Origin of the sequence: uncultured Ruminococcus sp., from assembly GCF_947301925.1 — a bacterium.
Lineage (GTDB): Bacteria > Bacillota > Clostridia > Oscillospirales > Ruminococcaceae > Ruminococcus.
In genome coordinates this window covers 475,785-495,056 of sequence record NZ_CAMYUE010000001.1, presented here as the reverse complement: position 1 = coordinate 495,056, position 19,272 = coordinate 475,785, and the positions used below count along the sequence as shown (strand labels likewise).

Here is a 19,272-nt window from a genome sequence, read left to right as displayed (position 1 = left end):
TGCCGCTTTTTGTTTTCGGGGCTTGATTTATTTTTGTCAGTGTGCTATAATATAATTTGAATTTAAATGAAAGAAGTGTTGTTCACATGACAAAGATAACCATATTCTCGGGCTTTCTCGGTGCGGGAAAGACCACTCTTATAAAGAAGCTCATTCAGGAAGGCTACAAGGGCGAAAAGCTGGTCCTCATAGAGAACGAGTTCGGCCAGATAGGCATTGACGGCGGATTCTTGCAGGACGCAGGCGTTGAGATCACGGAGATGAACTCAGGCTGTATCTGCTGCAGCTTAGTCGGCGATTTCGGAAAGGCTCTGGAAAAGGTGCTGGAGGACTACGCTCCCGACCGTATCCTTATCGAGCCCTCGGGCGTGGGAAAGCTCAGCGACGTTATCCGCGCCGTTCAGAATATCAACGCGCACGATGTGGAGCTTGACGGCTTTACAACCGTTGTTGACGCTAAGAAGTACAAGATGTACATGAAGAACTTCGGCGAGTTCTTCGATAATCAGATAACCTATGCAAGCTGCCTTATCCTCAGCCACACCAGCGGTCTTTCACAGGAAAAGCTTGATGATTGTGTAAAGAGTCTCCGTGAAAAGAATCCTGCTGCACCTATTGTTACAACGGAGTGGGACGAGCTTACAGGCAAGCAGCTTGTTGACGCTATGACGCAGAAAAATACACTTGATGATGAGCTGAAGGAGCTTCTTGAGGAGGCCGCACATCATGACCACCATCATCACCACGACCATGATGAGGAACATGAGCATCACCACCACGACCACGATGAACACTGCTGCCATGACCATGATGAGCATGAGCATCACCACCACGACCATGATGAGCATGAGCATCATCATCACGATCATGATGAACACGAACATGAACATCATCACGATCACGGTCCCGACTGTACCTGCGGCTGTCACGACCACGATCATGACCACGAGCATCATCACCACCACGCTGATGAGGTTTTCACCAGCTGGGGCAGAGAGACAACAAGAGCTTATACTCCCGAGGAGATAACAAACGCTCTCAACGCACTGGGCGATGAGGAGAAGTACGGCATGATACTCCGCGCAAAGGGCATAGTTGCAGGCACAGACGGCAAGTGGATACACTATGACTATGTTCCCGGTGTGCCCGATGTCCGCACAGGCAGTGCAGGTACTATCGGCAGGCTTTGCGTTATCGGTTCAAAAATAAACGAGGAAGCTATTGCCGAGCTTTTCAAGGCCTGACAGAAAGGAGCTTTTACCGTGGCAGATCAGAATGATGTAATACCGATTTACCTGTTTCTCGGCTTTCTTGAGTCGGGAAAGACAAAGTTCATACAGGAGACCATGGAGGACAAGCGTTTCAATAAGGGCGAAAAGACGCTTCTCCTGATATGCGAGGAGGGCGTCGAGGAGTACGATATCTCCCGTATGCCGAAGAAAAACGTTGATATCCGCGTTATTGATGATAAAGACGAGTTCACTATGGAGAACTTCTCAAAGCTTCTTGCGGAGAGCGGCGCAGAGCGTATCGTTGTCGAATACAACGGTATGTGGACAATGGACGACTTCTTCAAGGCTATGCCCGATGATACCACTATAGCTCAGGTGATGTGCTTTGTGGACTCCACCACCTTCATGAACTACAACGCCAATATGCGCAATCTCGTTGTGGACAAGTTCAATACTACGGAGATGGTAGTTTTCAACCGCTTTGACAAGAGTTTTGACCCCAACGAGTTCCACAAGATAGTAAGAGGCGTTTCAAGGCGTGCCGAGATAGTCTATGAGTACACAGACGGACAGATCGCTTATGACGATATCGAGGATCCGCTGCCCTTTGATGTTGAGGCAGACGATATCACTATAGAGGACAAGGACTTTGCTCTCTGGTACCGTGATATCATTGAGGAGCCCATGAAGTATGACGGCAAGAGAATGACCTTCAAGGCGCTTATCGCCAGAAACGGGAAGTTCCCCGAGAATACCTACGCCGTAGGACGTCATATCATGACCTGCTGTGTTGAGGATATACAGTACTGCTGGATGGTGGCACAGGACGAGAGCGGAAACGAGCCTCAGAACAAGGACTGGATAACTGTAACAGGCAAGGTCAGCGTACAGAAGCACAAGCTGTACAAAGGCAAAGGCCCTGTGCTCTATGTTGAGAAATACGAAAAGGCAGAGGCTCCTGAGCAGCCTGTTGCCACATTCTATTAATTATAAAGCTCCCTGCAAAGGGGAGCTTTTAACATGTCCGTCAACAATGTGTTGAAAATAATATGTCGAGTTGAAAATAAACTGGTAAAATCATAAAAAGAGACTTCCGGACGGAAGTCTCTTTTCCTTATCTGTATTTTCTTGTGTTCAGAACTCTTACGGAATTGAGTATCAGCAGCATAGCCGTACCGGAGTCCGCAAATACTGCCAGCCACATACTCGGATGACCTATAAGTCCCAGTATAAGCACAGCAGCCTTTACTGCAAGTGCGAATATGATATTCTCATAGGATATGCGGAGCGTCTTGTCTGCTATTTTCTTTGCCTTTACTACCGATTCGGGCTCGGAGTTCATAAATACGGCGTCTGCGGCCTCCAGAGCAAGATCAGAGCCGCTGTGCATAGCTCCGCCCACGTCTGCGCCTGCAAGGACGGGACCGTCGTTGAAGCCGTCGCCGACGAACATGACAGCGCCTTTTTCCCTTCGGATACGTTCTATTTCTGCAAGCTTGCCGTCAGGGAGGAGATCGCCCTTAACACTGTCAACTCCCAGTTCCTTCGCCATAGCGTCGGCGTTTTCTGACTTATCTCCCGTAAGCATTGCAGTAGCTATACCCATTTGCCTGAGCTGAGATACTGCTGAGGCAGAGGTCTTCTTTACCGTATCGGATACGACTGCCATACCGCATACCTTTCCGTCAATGGCAACATATACTATACTGCCGAGGGGAATAGTGTCATCGGGAACCGATATGCCGTTTTCCTTCATGAGCCTTTCGTTGCCGCAGAGAACGGTTTTGCCGTCAACTACAGCGGATACGCCTCGGCCTGCTATCTCACCGGAGCTTTCTGGCTGGCTGAGAGTCATGCCGTTCTGTCTGCAATAGTCAACGATGCTTTCGGCAACGGGATGTGTGGAGCACTGTTCGCAGCTTCCGCAAATACTGATTATTTCGTTCTTGTCAAGGCTGCCGTAGCTTCTTATCTCGGTAACGGTAAAGCTTCCGTTTGTAAGTGTGCCTGTCTTGTCAAAGGCGATGGCTTTTACCTTGGCAAGGGCTTCAATAGCATTTCCGCCCTTAAAAAGTATTCCCAGCTTTGAAGCTGCGCCGATACCCGAGAAGTATGCAAGCGGAACGCTTAGTACCAGAGCGCAGGGACAGCTTATTACAAGGAAGGTAAGTGCAGAGTATATCCACTTGCTCCAGTCTCCGGTGATGAGAGAGGGGATAACAGCTGTAAGCAGGGCTATTGCCATAACGATAGGAGTATATACCTTTGCAAACCTTGTAATAAAGCGGTCTATCTTCGGTTTTGAAGCCGAGGCGTCCTCAACTGCCTGTGCGATCTTGGAAATCATGGAGTCGGAGGCAGCTGCCGTTGTTCTCAGTGTAAATGTATCCGAAAGATTTATGCAGCCCGAAAAGACCGTATCGCCCTCTTTTACCATAAGGGGAACAGGTTCTCCGTTTACAGCCGATGTGTCTATTTTTGAACTTCCCGACTCAATTATACCGTCGGCAGCAATTCTTTCGCCCGGCTTTATGCGGAGCAGATCGCCTTCGCTTATCTCATCGGAATCTACTCTTATGAACTCACCGTCCACAAGCATATCAGCTTCCTCAACTTTCAGTCCGGCCACATCGGTGATAGCCTTTCTGCTTCTTGAAACAGCGTAGTCCTCGAAGATCTCGCCTATACGGAAGAACAGAACAACGCCCACTGCCTCGGCATACTCACCGAGGGCAAATGCACCTATGGTAGCGGCAGTCATAAGGAAGTTCTCGTCGAAGATATTGCCGTTTCTCAGGTTCCTGAAGGTCGCCTTGAGAACATTGACGCCAAGTACAAGGTAAGCGGCGATATAAAGCCCGATAGTCAGAGGCTTTATGTCAAGAGTTTTTCCGCATATGACGGCAGCAGCAAACAATATTATTCCTGCCGCAAGGGGAATGATATCGCCCAGAAGGCTTTCGTACTCTTTTTCTTCATCTTCATGGGAGTGAGCAGCTTCATGATGATGTTCATGAGAATGTTCGTGGCTGTGATCGTGTCCGCAGGAGCACTCCTTGCCGTGTTCATGAGAATGTTCGTGGCTGTGATCGTGTCCGCAGGAGCACTCATCGCCGTGTTCATGAGAATGCTCATGGCCGTGATCGTGTCCGCAGGAGCATTCTACATCGTGGTGGTGCTCATGATGTTGGTGATGCTTATGACTGTGATGGTGCTTCTCCTCGAACGCGGTGATAATAACACCTGCTTCAATTGCGTTGGCAACTTCATTCATTCTGGCAAGGAGCTCATCTGAATGTTCGCCCTTTATCTTGAATTTCTTCAGCGGGAAGTTCAGTACAGCTGACTCAACGCCTTCAAGCTTGCTGATGGCTTCTTCAATCTTTGCGCCGCAGTGAGCGCAGTCTAAATTGGATATAGAGTAGTATTTCTCCATAGGATCACTATCCTTTCATATATGAACAACTGTTCATATATTCATTTTAGCACTTTACAATTCGTTTGTCAATAGGTAAAGAGAAATTTATTGCATTTTATCAGTGAAAATGATATAATTGCTGTATTGACTTCTGTTTTCAGGGAAACTGGCAGATATACACGTTGTTATATATCACTAACATTTTTTGAAAATTATTTCGTCTTTTTCGGCTCCTGAAATCACTTATATATGAAAGCTTTCATAATAGTCCGGCGGCATAAGCGGAAATTTGTCCGCAAACGCCTTGTCAGACGAAAAAGGAGTGATGATATGGATGCAGGAACAAAAATATTCAGCGGAGGTGACACAGCTATTCTTACAGTGTTAAAAACAAAACAGGAACCTTCTGCAGCAGATGATACCGTAAATGATCTCATATTGAACTGTGCTTCCTCCAAGGAGAGTCTCAGCAGGCTGTATCTTATGTTCAAGGACAGCGTGTTTGCTGTGGCTTTCGGAATTACATCCGATTATCATCTGTCGCAGGACTGTGTGACAGAGACCTTTGTCAGGCTTACTCAGGTAAAGCGGTTTTCCGCGAAGAAAGGGGACGGCAAAGGCTTCATCCTTACAATAGCGCGCAACGTTGCATTGGAGCTTCGCCGCAGACATAAGAAAGAGATATCAAATTTTATCATACAGAGCTACGGCGACGCTGAAAAGACTGTAGAGGACAGTATTTACATAAATCAGCTTCTGAAGAATCTCAATGATGTGCAAAGACAGACCGTCATACTGAAATGCTGTGCAGAGCTTACGTTCAGGCAGATAGCAAAGGTCATGAAGTGTCCGGAGACTACTGCTAAATCAAGGTATAAGAAAGCAATAGCCATATTACAGGAAAAGGCAGGTGAAGATCAGTGAAAGATAAAAATATAAAGGGAGATCAGGAATTCGAGAAAAAGCTCCGCGATAAGATGAACGAGCTTTCGTCAGGCGTGGACTGCTTCGACAAGATCTCCGCAAGAGCTTTTCCTGAAAAAGATTCGGATTTTTCCGACAGCGAGTTTACCGTAAGCGACCTTGAGAACGTAACGGGCAGACGCAGGGCGTTACCTGTGCTAAAATGGATCGCTGCCGCAGCCGCGGTGGTTATCTGTGTAGGTATACTGCCGCATACGGCATTTGTACAGAATTTCCTGTCAAACTTCCGCAGAAACAGTGATGAAAAATACCGCACGCTTCTTTCGGAGATCTTTGAAGAAACAGAGGAACACACCTATGATATATATGATATGACTCTGAAGGAGTACGCCGAGAACGATGTGCTTGTGGATCCGCTTTACAGATGTCCTTTCAAGAATAATGAAAAGGAAGGAGTCAGGGTCAGGATCTATGTAAGAAGAATAAAAGATGCTATACTGACAAATCAGATATACGCTGTGGAGTACAAAGGCGAGTTCGGCAGATCAAGCGTGATTGCGGCTGCAAAGTCAAAGGCTGAGTTCACCGATAAAGACATAGAAGATCTGTCAGATGAACCTTTATTCGGGAACGGCGGAGAAGTCTATCCCGCTGCCGATACGTCATTCAAAGGTGACAGATACGGATATATGACCGATCCCGACGGCAACAGCGTTACAGTTGCGTCTTATATGTACAACAGGTTATTCAAGGACGCCGAAGGTATCAGAGCCATTGAAACTCAGGTATTATACTGCTGCTACAAGGACAGCGGCAAATATTGCTTCGATGTACTTAATACGGTGTATAATGAGAAAGCATTCGCTTTTGAGGAGGTAAGCATACCTGAAAAGCTCTGGAAATGCTCCATTAATTATGACGGAACCAACGCAATGCCTGATAAATCAGAATTGTGCATGGAAAGAAAGGACTACTTCTCTGACCGTAATAAGGGAGCAGAATTTTCACACAGCTATTTCTTTCCATATGCTGAAGCTGATGAGGATCTTCTGAGCGAAAATGTAGACCGTCTTGAGAAAAAAGGCGGCGAGATAGCTGTTAATACGCCTGTAAACCGTGAGATGAAGTATTCTATGTGCATATACATGGGCACTGCCAATTTCTTCCAGTATTCTTCACAGAGCGATCCGACCATAGATCTGTACATCAACGGCGAAGATGGTAAACTGACTATACACAGACGTAACCTTAACAGCGGTCAGTCGAAATACTATCAGGAAGAGGAGTACACTGTCTCAGATGATGAGCAGAAAGAAATGATGAATCAGCAGGAAAAGGAGTTCTATGAAAGCATTTCTAAAGAGCTGGAAATACAGAGAAAGAATGTACAAGAGCAGTATGTGATACAGAATAGTATCGAAGAAATGCAGAAGGCGGCTTCAGAAGCCAAAGAAAACCATAACTGAGCAGCTTACGGATGCTCGCTTACGATATGATTTGAATACAAAAGAAAGTTCTTATACAGCCCTTCGTAAAACGGAGGGCTGTTTTTTGCAAAAAAAGTGCTGCCTGCGTAAAACACAGACAGCGAGTTTTGGGGATTGGAGTGAGTGTGTATATGAACGGCTGATATCAGCCGTTGTCAGGCAGCGGTCCTGAGCTTGCGGTGATGTATCACAGTTGTCCTGAGATTCTTGTTCAGCGTGTGCTCGAAGGAAGCCATATTGAGCAGGAGAGCTCCTATCCACGCGGAGACCTCTGCATAGGCTGTGGCTCTGAAGCCGGTAACGTTTATGAAAAGTGCGATAATGCCTATTCTGAGCGCCATTTCAACGATACCCGATATCATGGGCACAAGAGGCTTTGCAAAGCCCTGACAGCCGTTCCTGAATACGAACAGCAGGTCTACCGCAAAGAGGAATATGCCGCATATGGGAAGATAGGACTTTGCTATCTCTATTATCTCGCTGCCGCTTACCATGACGCCTGCAAGGTATCCCGGGAAGAACACCATTACCGAGCCCAGGATAACGTAGGATATCATTGATATGGCAAGACACACATGGAGTCCCTCGCGTATACGGCTGAACTTTCCTGCGCCGTAGTTCTGGCTTGTAAAGGCTGACATTGCAAAGCCCGCAGTACATGAGGGCTGCATGAACAGGTTGATGAATTTGCTGCAGGCGGAATAAGCTGTTGTATAAGCGACACCGAGGCCGTTTACGAAATACTGTATTACCATACAGCCCACGGCAGTTATGGAGTTCATGAGGGCCATGGGGAGTCCGTTGCCGAAAAGCTCGGCATAGAGTTTTCCGTTGCCCCTGAAGTCCTCCTTTGTGATGTTCAGAACGTCGATCTTCCTGATCCTGCGGAAGCATATGAATGCTGATACTATCTGGGAGAATATTGTTGCGATAGCAGCTCCCTCAACTCCTGTTTTCAGTACGAAGATACAGAAGGTATCGAGACAGATATTCACTATGGTGGATATGATTATTGCAACAAAGGGCGTTTTGCTGTCACCCAGTGCGCGGAGTATACATGAGCAGAGATTATATGATATAGTTGCGATAAGTCCGCCGAATATGAAATATCCGTAGACAAGGCCGTCGTGCATGATAGCGCTGTCTGTGCGGAGAAGTCCAAGCACGGGGCGCAGGAATGCTATGCTTACGGCTGTGAGCACAGCGGCAATGATAAAGCAGAGCATAACCGATGATGCAACGGCACGGCGCAGCTTTTTGTGATCCTTTGCGCCGAAGCTCTGGGCTACTATGACCGAAAAGCCGTTGGTAAGTCCCATTGAGAATCCGAATATAAGAAACGTAAGTGACGACATATTTCCCACAGCTGCCAGAGCGTTGTTGCCGAGGCCCTTGCCGACAATAGCAGTATCAGCGATGTTGTACATCTGCTGGAGCATATTTGTCAGCAGCATGGGAAAATAGAATCTGAGTATCAGCGAGGATACCTTTCCGTTTGTAAGGTCGTTTGCCTTTGCCATAAAAATGCCTCCTTGTGAAGCGTCTTTCATATTTATTCTTTCTTTGTGATTATTATATTCCCGAAAGGTGATAAATTATATCAGAAATATTGCATTTGTATCAAAAATGGGATATAATAGAAATATCACAATTTCTGAACAGAAAGCAACGGAGGTGAGATGATGAAAACCGACAGAGACCTGAACTACAGGCTGTACATACAGCGCAGCGACGGATTTACAAGGAATCCCTTTGAGCGGGAGATGAGCTTTTACAGAGCTGTCAGATCGGGAGATACCGAGGAGGTAAAAAGGCGTTTTGAGAGCATAAAGCCAGTTTTCCTTGAGGGAAAGGGCACTCTTTCTGCGGATCCTGTCAGAAATCTTATTTATCATTTCGTTACGGCGGTAGCCCTTGTGTCGAGGTACTGTGTTGAGGGCGGTCTGGGACATGATACTGCCTATACTCTCAGCGATATATATATACAGCGTGCTGACAAGCTCAACGATGTGGAGAGCTTGATTGATCTTTTCGGTGAGATGGAGCTTGATTTTGCCGAGCGTATGCGTACTCTCAAAAAGGATAACGTCATATCGATCCATGTCCGCAGGTGTATAGACTATATATATGACCATCTTCACGAGGAGCTGACCCTTAATGTTCTTGCGGAGCACGTCGGCCTGAATCCCTCTTACCTTTCAAAGCTTTTCTCAAAGGAAAAGGGTATGAGCATAAAGGCCTTTGTTACAAGGGCAAAGATATCAACAGCAGAGAATCTGCTGAGGAATTCGGACTTTTCCTGTCTTGATATATCGCTTGCGCTGGGATTTTCGTCTCAGAGCGCCTTTATAAGCGTATTCAGGAAGATAAACGGCATGACTCCCAAGAAATTCAGGGAGCTTCATTATATGGATGTTATCGAGGGAGGGGATAGAGAAAATGGATAACAATAAAAAGAAAGGCAGCCTTGCCTTCGGCCTTGTGATGACGCTGCTCCTGACAGCTATCGGTGTCATCGGACTTGTATTCCATGAGCCGTGGTATGAGGAGGCTCAGCCCTATCTGGTTGCACGGGATGCTTCATGGTATGAGGTCATATTCGTCATACCTCACTATGAGGGACATCCGCCGCTGTGGCATATGCTTATAAAGCTTGCTTCAATACCTGACCTTTCCTTTGAATTGACAGTAAAGGCGGTTCAGTTCATATTCTTTGAAGCCATGATACTTATGCTGGAGCTCCGCTCGCCCTTCGGCAAGGTAACAAAGGCCCTTGTTCCTCTGAGCTTTTTCATAATATATCACTATTGTGTTCTGTCACGGCCATATGCAATGCTTATGTTCGCAGGACTTCTCTGTGCTTCTTTCTATGTCAAACGCAGGGGAAAGCCAGTTGCGTATATATTATCCCTGGCCTTTCTGTGCCTTTGCCATTCCTACGGCATAGCCTTTGCGGGAGGTATCGCCGCTGCCGACATTACAGGTGAGATCATAAGGCAGAGAAGCGCAAAAAAGGCTTTTTCCGGCTTTATCAGCAACAAAAGGCTGCTGGCGGGCTATATATTCCTGCTTGCCGCGGCAATTGCCGTAATAGCGGATATAGCTCCAAGGCATGACACCATGGCAACGCACATTGACAATTATTACAGCTTCCCTGTGGTAATGCTGCTGTGCATATTCTTTATACCGTCGGAGGTGTTTGTCACCTCGTTCTCATCAGACGCCTCAAGCATTCAGACCGAGATGAATTCCATCGGTGAGCTTATAGGCGCGGGAGCGGTTTCCGTTTTGATCTGGGCTGTACTGTTTATCGTATGTAAAAAACGCCGTATGCTTGCGGAGCTTATAATACCCTACATATTCATTTCGATACCCATGAGCATATATGCCTACCCTCATCATTACGGTATGTTTCTGCTGTATGCCCTTTTCATAATGTGGACAGCCGCTGATACCGAGGAGATAAGACTCAGCGAGTTCATATCGCTCATATCCCGCGCAGGTGTATCCGGGAAATTCGCACGGAACTGTGTAATAGGCGGAGTTGCCATATCAGCCGCCATGAATGTATACTGGGACGTATGCAGCTATGCCAAAGACATACGCAGACCGTACGATAACGCTTCTTCCGCAGCTGAATGGATAAAGGAACAGGGTATCCAGGACAGGAAGCTGCTGATCGACTGGTCAGAAAAGGATACGAATATCTATCCCGATGCTCCCGTTACCGTCAACGCCTACTTTGACCATAATCTTTACTATAATATGGAGGGCGGGGTTGCCTATGTCACCCATATTATGGCAGACGATGAGGAAATAAGGGCAGACTGCGATTATGCACGGAGCTTCGGAGCCCCTGATTTTATCGTATGCTCATCGACTGTGGCTCCTGCTTCAATGAGGGAGCAGATAGGCTTTGAAGGCTCATATATAGCCGAGGCCTATGCAGGCGACGCGGTCCGCCCATTCAAGGACAAGGTGGACGAGAAGAAGCTTTTCATCATCTGCACCAAAGAGACGTACAAGGAGCTTTACGGAAAAGAATATGAAATACCATCGTATAAAACAGGCTGAGTTTATAAGCCGTCCCAACAGATTCATTGCAAATGTCCTTATAGACGGCATTGCGGAGACAGTCCATGTCAAGAACACAGGGCGGTGCAGGGAACTGCTTTCCCCGGGCTGTACCGTATATCTTGAGGGATCGGACAACCCTTCGCGTAAGACAAGATATGATCTTGTGGCTGTGGAGAAGATACGGGAGGGAGCTCCGCCTCTGCTTGTGAATATGGACTCTCAGATACCAAATTCAGCTGCCGCGGAATGGCTGGAAAAGGGAGAGCTTTTCACGGAGCAGGCTGTCATAAAGCGTGAATCGGCATACGGAGCTTCGCGGTTCGATTTCCGTATTGAGGATAAAGGAAAGATATCATTTCTTGAGGTAAAGGGAGTTACTCTTGAAAACGATGGTATCGTGCTGTTCCCCGATGCTCCCACAGAAAGGGGAGTAAAGCATATACGCGAGCTTATACGCGCAAAGCGTGAAGGCTTCGGGGCGTATATACTCTTTGTGATACAGATGAAGGAGGTATACGAATTCCACCCCAATGATATCATGCACCCTGAGTTCGGCGACGCTCTCAGGGAAGCTGAAAAAGCAGGAGTAAGCCTGCTTGCTTATGACTGCATCGTAACTCCCGACAGTATGACTATCGACAAACCTGTCAGAATAAGAACGGAGAAGATAATATGAACTGGAAAGAGCTTTTATGTGAAAAGAGAAGAAGGAGCTTCACCACATCGTCTGTCAGCTCAGACCCGAGGAACGAGTTCCAGAAGGATTATCACCGCATAATAGGCAGCGCATCATTCAGGAGGCTTCAGGACAAGACGCAGGTCTTTCCTCTGGACAGAGGAGACTTCGTCCGCACAAGACTGACTCACTCCCTTGAGGTGTCCTCATTTGCCAAGTCTCTGGGGCAGATGATATTCCGCAATATCATACAGTACAAAAAGGACAGCGATCTCACGGAGGAGGATATCAGCAAGATATGCAGCGTTCTGGAGTGTGCGGGGCTCATTCACGACATCGGTAATCCGCCCTTCGGACATTTCGGAGAGGACTATGTGCGGGACTGGTTCGGCAGGAACCTTCCCGAGCTTGAACTGGGAGGCAGAAAGCTCATAGACATACTCACTCCTCAGATGACGGCGGATCTCTGTCATTTTGAGGGCAATGCACAGGCTCTGAGGCTTCTTACGAAGCTTCATTTCCTTGTGGACGAGTACGGAATGAACCTGACGTATACTCTGCTCAATACAATAATAAAGTATCCTGTGTCCTCGACGGAGATCAACAAGAAAAGCGGCAATATCAAGGATAAGAAGATGGGCTATTATTATGCCGATAAGGATATTTTCGAGGATATAGTCACAAATACGGGAGCTGTGGGCTGCCGTCATCCGCTGGCGTTCATACTGGAAGCAGCCGATGATATCGCATACAAGACCGCCGACACCGAGGACGCTGTAAAGAAGGGCTTTATTACTTACGCACAGCTGCTTGACGAACTGAAAAACAATTACATAGGCAGGTGCGCAGACGACGGTGAGCGTGAGGAGTACAACAGGGCAGTTGAAAAGCTTGAGGGCTATTATGCAAGCGCAGTAGAAAAGAAGGTATCATCTCCCGAGCAGAATGCGGTACAGCGCTGGATAATATATGTTCAGGGAGTGCTGCTCAGGTGTGCGTCCTACGGCTTTACCAGCAACTATCAGGCTATAATGGAGGGCACATTCCCTTATGAGCTACTTGCGGCTTCCCACGGCAACGCTATAGCCTATGCTCTGGGAGACATAGCCTATCGCTATGTGTTCCGTTCAAAGGAGATATACAAGCTTGAGATCGCCGCAGGTGAGATATACGAATTCCTGCTTACGAAGCTTACTCGCGCTGCCATACTCTATGATACAGAATACGAGAGCTCTGCCATCGAGCAGAGGATAATGCGGCTGGTATCAGAGAACTATATCCGCGCCTACAGAGTAAGCTCGGATGGGAAGGACGAGGCGGAAAAGCTTTACCTGAGGCTCATGCTTGTGACGGACTACATATGCGGCATGACCGACGGTTACGCCAGAAAACTGTACAGGGAGCTGAGCGGAATTGAGTGAGAAAACAAAAAAACCGCTCAGGCGGCGGATATTCGATATAATCCAGATAGGCAACAAGGACGATCTCATAAGCCGTTCCTTTGACTGGTTCATAGTTACGGTCATCATACTCAATATACTTACCGTCTTTCTTGACACCTTTGAGGAGCTTGCCTTTCTGAAGCCTGTATTCAGAGTGACAGAAGCTGTTACTATATCAGTTTTCTGCATAGAATACATACTGCGTATCTGGACGGCTGATATGCTGTATCCGGAGAAAAAGCCCTTTGCAGCCCGTTTAAGGTTTCTGCGTTCATTTGACGGCGTCGTGGATCTTCTGACCATACTTCCGTTTTTCTTCCTCAGCGGCTTCATAGTTTTCCGTATGCTGAGGGTGGTCAGGATATTCCACCTGTTCAGAGTCAATGCTCATTATGACTCCTTCCACGTTATCACTACGGTACTTACCGAGAAAAAGAATCAGATCATATCCTCTGTATTCATCATTATCGTTCTTATGCTTGCCTCGTCGCTGGGAATGTACAGCGTTGAGCACGAGGCTCAGCCCGGAGCGTTCAGGAATGCCTTTTCCGGCATATGGTGGAGCGTGTCAACGCTGCTGACCGTTGGCTACGGCGATATTTATCCCATAACAGTTATCGGAAAGCTCATGGCCATATGTATAGCATTTTTGGGCGTTGGCGTGGTGGCTATCCCTACAGGTATCATCAGCGCTGGTTTCGTTGAGCAGTACACGAAGAATCAGCATTCCGACGTTCGTTTCAGCGATATAAGAGAGGTCGGGGAGATCCTTGTGGACAAAAAAAGCGGGTTCAACGGAATGAAGGTCCGTGAAGCCGCCGAAAAGTATAATATGAAGATACTTGTTATTCTCAGGGGAGAGCTGACAGTTATCCCTGTTGAGGAACTGAAGATGAAGCCCAATGATATACTCATCGTCAAGAGTGAAAAGATCATAAAGGAATAAGAGTTACTCAAATATAAAATAGTTGATGATATTTGTGCAGCTTATATAAATTATTCTGCCGCTTATTGACAAGAGTGGATATAAATGATATAATATATTTGCGAGAATAATTGGGTTATTATTTGAGCGAATGCTGAAGCGGAGTGTCTGCACATTAACTCTGCCGAGGTGATTTCTTTGTAGCGGACAAGTCAGAAAAGCTGTATTCATAGGCGAATACAGCTTTTGTCCTTTTTTCAGAAGCCGAAGTCCTCATAGTCCTCGCGAATGAAGCGGTGATAGGAGGCGTGAAGGCTTCCGTCCATTTCCTCTTCTTCAGCTATACAGTAGTAATACTCGTCAGGCACTCCCCCGGGGAAGTACACCAGATAGCGGAATTCCTCATTGCTGAGGTCTTTTATCACAGCGTCGGGAGAGGCTTTGCGGAAAAGTCCCAGCAGCTCTGCCGCGTCTGCATGATCTCTCACAGCGTCAACCAGCTTTTTCATAAAGCTGCGTTCTCCGCTGTTGTTATGGACATATTCGCAGCCCTCGGCAGGCACGGTAATGCACCAGCCGTTCTTTATCAGGCGGAATTGCAGCTGTCCCAGCCTTTCCTGTACAGTGAGAGCGAATTCTTTCAGTATATCCTCCGTGGGTACTTCTCCAAGGATATGCTCCAGCGAAGCAGCTGTGTAGTTCAGGCTCACAGGCCGTTTGTCATATCCGAGTTTCAGCTGAGCCTCGTATATATTATCGCAGATATTCTTTTCAAGTCTGATGTTATCCATATCTATACCTCCTCATGAAGTATATCACATTATTCATTATTTTGCAAGCAAAAGCGGCCTCCGAAAGGAGACCGCTTATCTTATGCACTTTCAAACTGTGAATTGTAGAGCTGTGCATAGAAGCCGCCCTTTTCCAGAAGCTCCCTGTGATCGCCCTGCTCGATGATATCGCCGTCCTTCATGACGAGGATCATATCAGCATTGCGGATAGTGGAAAGGCGGTGAGCGATAACGAAGCTGGTTCTGCCGCTCATGAGACGATCCATAGCGTCCTGAATGAGCACCTCTGTTCTTGTATCGACAGATGATGTAGCCTCGTCAAGTATCATTACCTTTGAATCCGAGAGGATAGCTCTTGCAATTGTGAGAAGCTGCTTCTGTCCCTGAGAGACATTGCTTGCGTCCTCATTCAGCACCATGTTATAGCCGTTTGGCAGTGACTTGATGAAGTGATGGGCGTGAGCAGCCTTTGCAGCGGCGATGACTTCCTCATCTGTTGCGTCAAGTCTGCCGTAGCGTATATTCTCCATGATAGTGCCGTTGAACAGCCATGTGTCCTGCAATACCATACCGAAGCTCTCCCTGAGTTTTTTGCGGGGTATCCTTTTTATATCCGTACCGTCAAGAGTTATTGTACCGCTGTTGACGTCATAGAATCTCATCAGCAGCTTTACGATAGTTGTCTTGCCTGCGCCTGTGGGACCTACGATTGCGATTTTCTGACCTGATCTGACATCGGCGCTGAAGTCGCCGATTATGATCTTTTCGGGATCATAACCGAAGGAAACGTGATCGAATCTTACAGCTCCGGTGACGTTTTCGGGGATAACGGCGTCGGCAGGAATCTGCTCCTCCTCTTCCTCGTCAAGGAACTCAAATACTCTTTCGGCCGCCGCCGCCATTGACTGCACCTGGTTAATTACCTGAGCGATCTGCTGTATAGGCTGTGTGAACTGCTTGACATACTGTATGAACGCCTGTATATCACCTATGCCGATAACTCCCTTTATAGCCAGAAGTGCGCCCGAAATGGCGACGCCTGCATAGCCCATATTGCCGACAAACTGCATTACAGGCATCATTATGCCCGACAGGAACTGTGACTTCCAGGCAGACTTGTAAAGCACATTATTGACCGAGCAGAATTCTTCAACGGTCTCTGCCTCTTTATTGTAGGCCTGTACTACGGTCTGTCCGCTGTATGTCTCCTCAACGATACCGTTGATATGTCCAAGGTATTCCTGCTGTGTCCTGAAGTGCTTCTGTGACTTCTTGATAACAAAGGAAAGGAGAAATGCGGATATTGGCAGTATCACCAGTGAAATCAGAGTCATCAGGGGAGATATGGAGAGCATCATTATCAGCGTACCGACGAGGGTGGCTACAGATGTGATTATCTGTGTGATGCTCTGGTTAAGCGTCATTCCGAGAGTATCGACGTCATTGGTTATACGGGAAAGGACTTCGCCGTAGGTCCTGCTCTCAAAATAACCCATGGGCATACGGCCTATCTTCTCGGATATATCCTTTCTCATGCGGTAGGATATCTTCTGGGATATGCCTGTCATTATCCAGCCCTGAGCAAAGCTTACTGTGGAACTGAATATATACAGTCCCAGTGTAAAGAGGAGTATCCTTCCGATATACCCGAAGTCGATACCGCCTGTGCCTGCTATCTTGCTCATGAGACCGTCAAACAGTGCGTTAGTGGCCTTGGCCATTATCTTGGGGCCTGCAACGGAGAACACTGTCGCTACAGCCGCAAGTATCATGACAATGACTATTGCTATCTTGTATACTCCAAGGTAGGAAATGAGCTTTTTCAGCGTGCCTTTGAAGTTCTTTGGCTTTTCACCGGGCGCGAATCTTCCGCCGCCCATATGTCCTTTTGGGCGTGAAGGCGGCATACTGCTCCTGTTATCACTCATTATCCTCACCTCCCATGCTCTTTTTCAGCTCCTCCTCGGAAAGCTGTGAACCTGCTATCTGCTTGTAGGTCTCGCAGGATCTGAGAAGCTCTCTGTGAGTACCCTTGCCGACGATCTTACCATCGTCAAGAACAAGTATCTGATCGGCGTTCATTATCGTGCTGATACGCTGTGCAACTATAATAACAGCAGAGCTGCCTACATATTTTTCAAGAGCCTTTCTCAGGGCAGCGTCGGTCTTCATATCCAGAGCCGAGAAGCTGTCATCGAAAATGTAGATCTCGGGCTTCTTCACTATGGCTCTTGCAATGGCAAGTCTCTGCTTCTGACCGCCCGAAACGTTGCTTCCACCCTGTGATATAGCTCTTTCCATTCCTTTTTCGTCGGCGCTTATGAACTCCATTGCCTGAGCTATCTCCGCAGCCTTTTCAAGCTCCTCATCTGTAGCCTCTGAGCGTCCGAATTTAAGGTTTGAAGCGATAGTTCCCGAGAAGAGCACCCCCTTCTGCGGCACAAGACCTATCCTGCTGCGGAGGTCAGACTTGGAAAGCTTTCTCACGTCAACGCCGTCAACAGTTATGCTTCCTTCGGTAACATCATAAAATCTTGGGATAAGGTTTATGAGTGTGGACTTTCCGCAGCCCGTGCTTCCGATTATGGCAGTGGTCTTGCCCGATTCAGCGGTGAAGCTGATATTCTCAAGGGCATTGTCATCGGCATTGGGATATTTGAATGATACGTTGTCAAATACAACTGTGCCCGACGAATTACTTATTTTTTCGGTTTTTTCGGGATCGTTGACTGTTGAATCTGTTTTGAGGACCTCATCTATACGGTCGGCAGCAACTCCCGCACGGGGCAGCATTACCGACATGACAGTAAGCATGAGGAATGACATTACTATCTGTATGGCGTAGGTGATAAATGCGGTCATAGCGCCTACCTGAAGATCGCCTGTGTCTATGCGGTGAGCAGATACCCATACGATGGTAAGGGTAACGCCGTACATGACCAGCATCATACATGGCAGCATGAATGCCATGACTCTGTTTGTGAAGAGCTGGGTACGCATAAGTGAGGTGTTGGCCTTGTCAAAGCGCTCCTCCTCTTCCTTTTCACGGCCGAAAGCGCGTATAACGCTGAGACCTGTAAGTATTTCCCTTGATATGAGGTTGAGTCCGTCAATGAGCTTCTGCATAGCCTTGAATTTCGGCATTGCAATAAGCAGCAGTACCAGAATGAGCATGAGTATCACGGCTACGGCAGCAATTATTATCCAGCCCATATTCGCACCTGTGCGGAGAACCTTGATAACGCTGCCTATACCCAGTATAGGAGCATACATAAGGACTCTCAGCAGCAGCGCAGTCACCATCTGTATCTGCTGAACGTCATTTGTGCTTCTTGTTATAAGCGAAGCTGTTGAGAATTTATCTATTTCGGTGTTGGAATAGCCGATGACCTTGCGGAATATCTTTTCGCGGAGATCCCTGCCTATGCCTGCGCCTGTTCGGGCGGCGAAAAAGCCTGCACAGACAGAAGCTGCAAGCATGAGCACGGCCATGCAGAACATCTTGAAGCCCTGCTTCCACAGGTAGCTTTTCTGTATCCCGTCAACGTCGATGCCTGCGGCCTTGTCGGCAGCTATGGCAAAGGCTATACCCATTGACTTTACGGTATTGCTGCCTACCGTGGAGACTGTTTCCTCCATCTGACAGCGTATAGCCGCAAGCTGTTCGCTGTTCATCTGACCGCTCTCTATGAGCCCTTCCATAACGGGACGCATATCCACATAAGTGGTCATCTCGCCCTTTTCATTCTCAGCTTCTGTGGTTCTGAGCTCCATGCCCATAAAGCTGCTTATCTCCTCGATAGAGAGTGTGTCGATGTCCAGCCCCTCCGGAGCCTGATCGGGAGAAGCCGCCATTGAGCCCTTCAATGTGGCACGGAACCTGTCCTCGCTCATGTTTCCTGTCTGATATGAGAGGGTGAGTGGGATAAGGAACTTATCGCTGAGGGTTTCCAGCTTATCCTCGCTGACATTTCTTTTCAGTATGCCGTTTCCGTTATCGGAGTAACAGCTGCTCCATTCATTCTTTTCCTCATCTGTCATGTACAGTGTTGAGTAGGCCATATCCTCTGCCGTTATTTTCTCGGGCAGAGCGTATTCAACGCCGTGATTCTGTATACCCGTGTCGATCATATCAGATGTATACTGGGGCAGCGACAGATCGCAATATGCCTGCACTCCCAGGAGCAGCAGGATCAGAAGTACGATATATCGGTATGGTACAAGGTTCAGTATTATCCTTTTCATTAAATCCTCCTATGATTGGTTTCAGTGTATATTATAAATTATCAGTATATAAAAG

General features: G+C 47.4%; 14 protein-coding genes. 9 read left to right on the top strand and 5 right to left on the bottom strand.

Translation table 11 applies throughout. The features are described from left to right. Positions 1-86 precede the first annotated feature (86 nt). Together Q0Y65_RS02370 and Q0Y65_RS02365 are read left to right on the top strand one after the other, a co-directional pair. Positions 87-1,244 (top strand): GTP-binding protein, encoded by a 1,158-nt coding sequence (locus tag Q0Y65_RS02370; RefSeq protein WP_297956411.1) that lies wholly within the window; start codon positions 87-89, stop codon positions 1,242-1,244. 18 nt (positions 1,245-1,262) lie between these two features. Continuing rightward, on the top strand, positions 1,263-2,219 hold the full coding sequence (locus Q0Y65_RS02365; protein WP_297956408.1) for a GTP-binding protein: 957 nt from the start codon (positions 1,263-1,265) through the stop codon (positions 2,217-2,219). 127 nt (positions 2,220-2,346) lie between these two features. Here Q0Y65_RS02365 and Q0Y65_RS02360 read toward each other — a convergent pair whose 3' ends face one another. Further along, entirely contained in the window at positions 2,347-4,668 is a 2,322-nt protein-coding gene (locus tag Q0Y65_RS02360; RefSeq protein WP_297956404.1) for a heavy metal translocating P-type ATPase, read from the bottom strand. Positions 4,669-4,980: 312 nt separating this feature from the next. Here Q0Y65_RS02360 and Q0Y65_RS02355 point away from each other — a divergent pair, with 312 nt between their 5' ends. Both Q0Y65_RS02355 and Q0Y65_RS02350 read left to right on the top strand, forming a co-directional pair. Continuing rightward, on the top strand, positions 4,981-5,574 hold the full coding sequence (locus Q0Y65_RS02355) for an RNA polymerase sigma factor (RefSeq protein ID WP_297956401.1): 594 nt from the start codon (positions 4,981-4,983) through the stop codon (positions 5,572-5,574). Beyond that, positions 5,571-7,040, top strand: a complete 1,470-nt coding sequence (locus tag Q0Y65_RS02350) for a hypothetical protein (RefSeq protein WP_297956398.1) — start codon at positions 5,571-5,573, stop codon at positions 7,038-7,040. Before Q0Y65_RS02355 ends, Q0Y65_RS02350 begins: the two co-directional genes overlap by 4 nt. Before the next feature lie 176 nt (positions 7,041-7,216). Here the strand turns inward: Q0Y65_RS02350 and Q0Y65_RS02345 are convergent, their stop codons facing one another. Beyond that, positions 7,217-8,581 carry an MATE family efflux transporter gene (locus Q0Y65_RS02345; protein ID WP_297956395.1) on the bottom strand — a complete coding sequence of 455 codons (1,365 nt, stop codon included), beginning with the start codon at positions 8,579-8,581 and terminating at the stop codon, positions 7,217-7,219. Positions 8,582-8,743: 162 nt separating this feature from the next. Here Q0Y65_RS02345 and Q0Y65_RS02340 point away from each other — a divergent pair, with 162 nt between their 5' ends. Genes Q0Y65_RS02340 through Q0Y65_RS02320 form a run of 5 tightly spaced genes read left to right on the top strand, consistent with a single transcriptional unit; the run spans position 8,744 to position 14,202 of the window. Next, a complete protein-coding gene (locus tag Q0Y65_RS02340; RefSeq protein ID WP_297956392.1) occupies positions 8,744-9,508 on the top strand; it encodes an AraC family transcriptional regulator in 765 nt (254 codons plus the stop codon). Continuing rightward, positions 9,501-11,135 (top strand): hypothetical protein, encoded by a 1,635-nt coding sequence (locus Q0Y65_RS02335; protein ID WP_297956388.1) that lies wholly within the window; start codon positions 9,501-9,503, stop codon positions 11,133-11,135. Before Q0Y65_RS02340 ends, Q0Y65_RS02335 begins: the two co-directional genes overlap by 8 nt. Further along, on the top strand, positions 11,107-11,814 hold the full coding sequence (sfsA, locus tag Q0Y65_RS02330) for a DNA/RNA nuclease SfsA (protein ID WP_297956386.1): 708 nt from the start codon (positions 11,107-11,109) through the stop codon (positions 11,812-11,814). Before Q0Y65_RS02335 ends, sfsA begins: the two co-directional genes overlap by 29 nt. Further along, positions 11,811-13,235, top strand: a complete 1,425-nt coding sequence (locus Q0Y65_RS02325) for a deoxyguanosinetriphosphate triphosphohydrolase (protein ID WP_297956384.1) — start codon at positions 11,811-11,813, stop codon at positions 13,233-13,235. Before sfsA ends, Q0Y65_RS02325 begins: the two co-directional genes overlap by 4 nt. Further along, positions 13,228-14,202: an ion transporter gene (locus tag Q0Y65_RS02320; protein ID WP_297956381.1), complete on the top strand. Its 975-nt coding sequence runs from the start codon at positions 13,228-13,230 to the stop codon at positions 14,200-14,202. The genes Q0Y65_RS02325 and Q0Y65_RS02320 overlap by 8 nt, the downstream gene beginning before the upstream one ends. Before the next feature lie 236 nt (positions 14,203-14,438). Here Q0Y65_RS02320 and Q0Y65_RS02315 read toward each other — a convergent pair whose 3' ends face one another. From Q0Y65_RS02315 to Q0Y65_RS02305, 3 genes are all read right to left on the bottom strand, one after another. Beyond that, entirely contained in the window at positions 14,439-14,972 is a 534-nt protein-coding gene (locus tag Q0Y65_RS02315) for a DUF3877 family protein (RefSeq protein WP_297956378.1), read from the bottom strand. A gap of 80 nt (positions 14,973-15,052) precedes the next feature. Beyond that, positions 15,053-16,852: an ABC transporter ATP-binding protein gene (locus Q0Y65_RS02310; RefSeq protein ID WP_363293500.1), complete on the bottom strand. Its 1,800-nt coding sequence runs from the start codon at positions 16,850-16,852 to the stop codon at positions 15,053-15,055. Between the two features lie 40 nt (positions 16,853-16,892). Continuing rightward, positions 16,893-19,217, bottom strand: coding sequence for an ABC transporter ATP-binding protein (locus Q0Y65_RS02305; protein WP_297956372.1), 2,325 nt, complete (start codon positions 19,215-19,217; stop codon positions 16,893-16,895). Positions 19,218-19,272 lie beyond the last annotated feature (55 nt).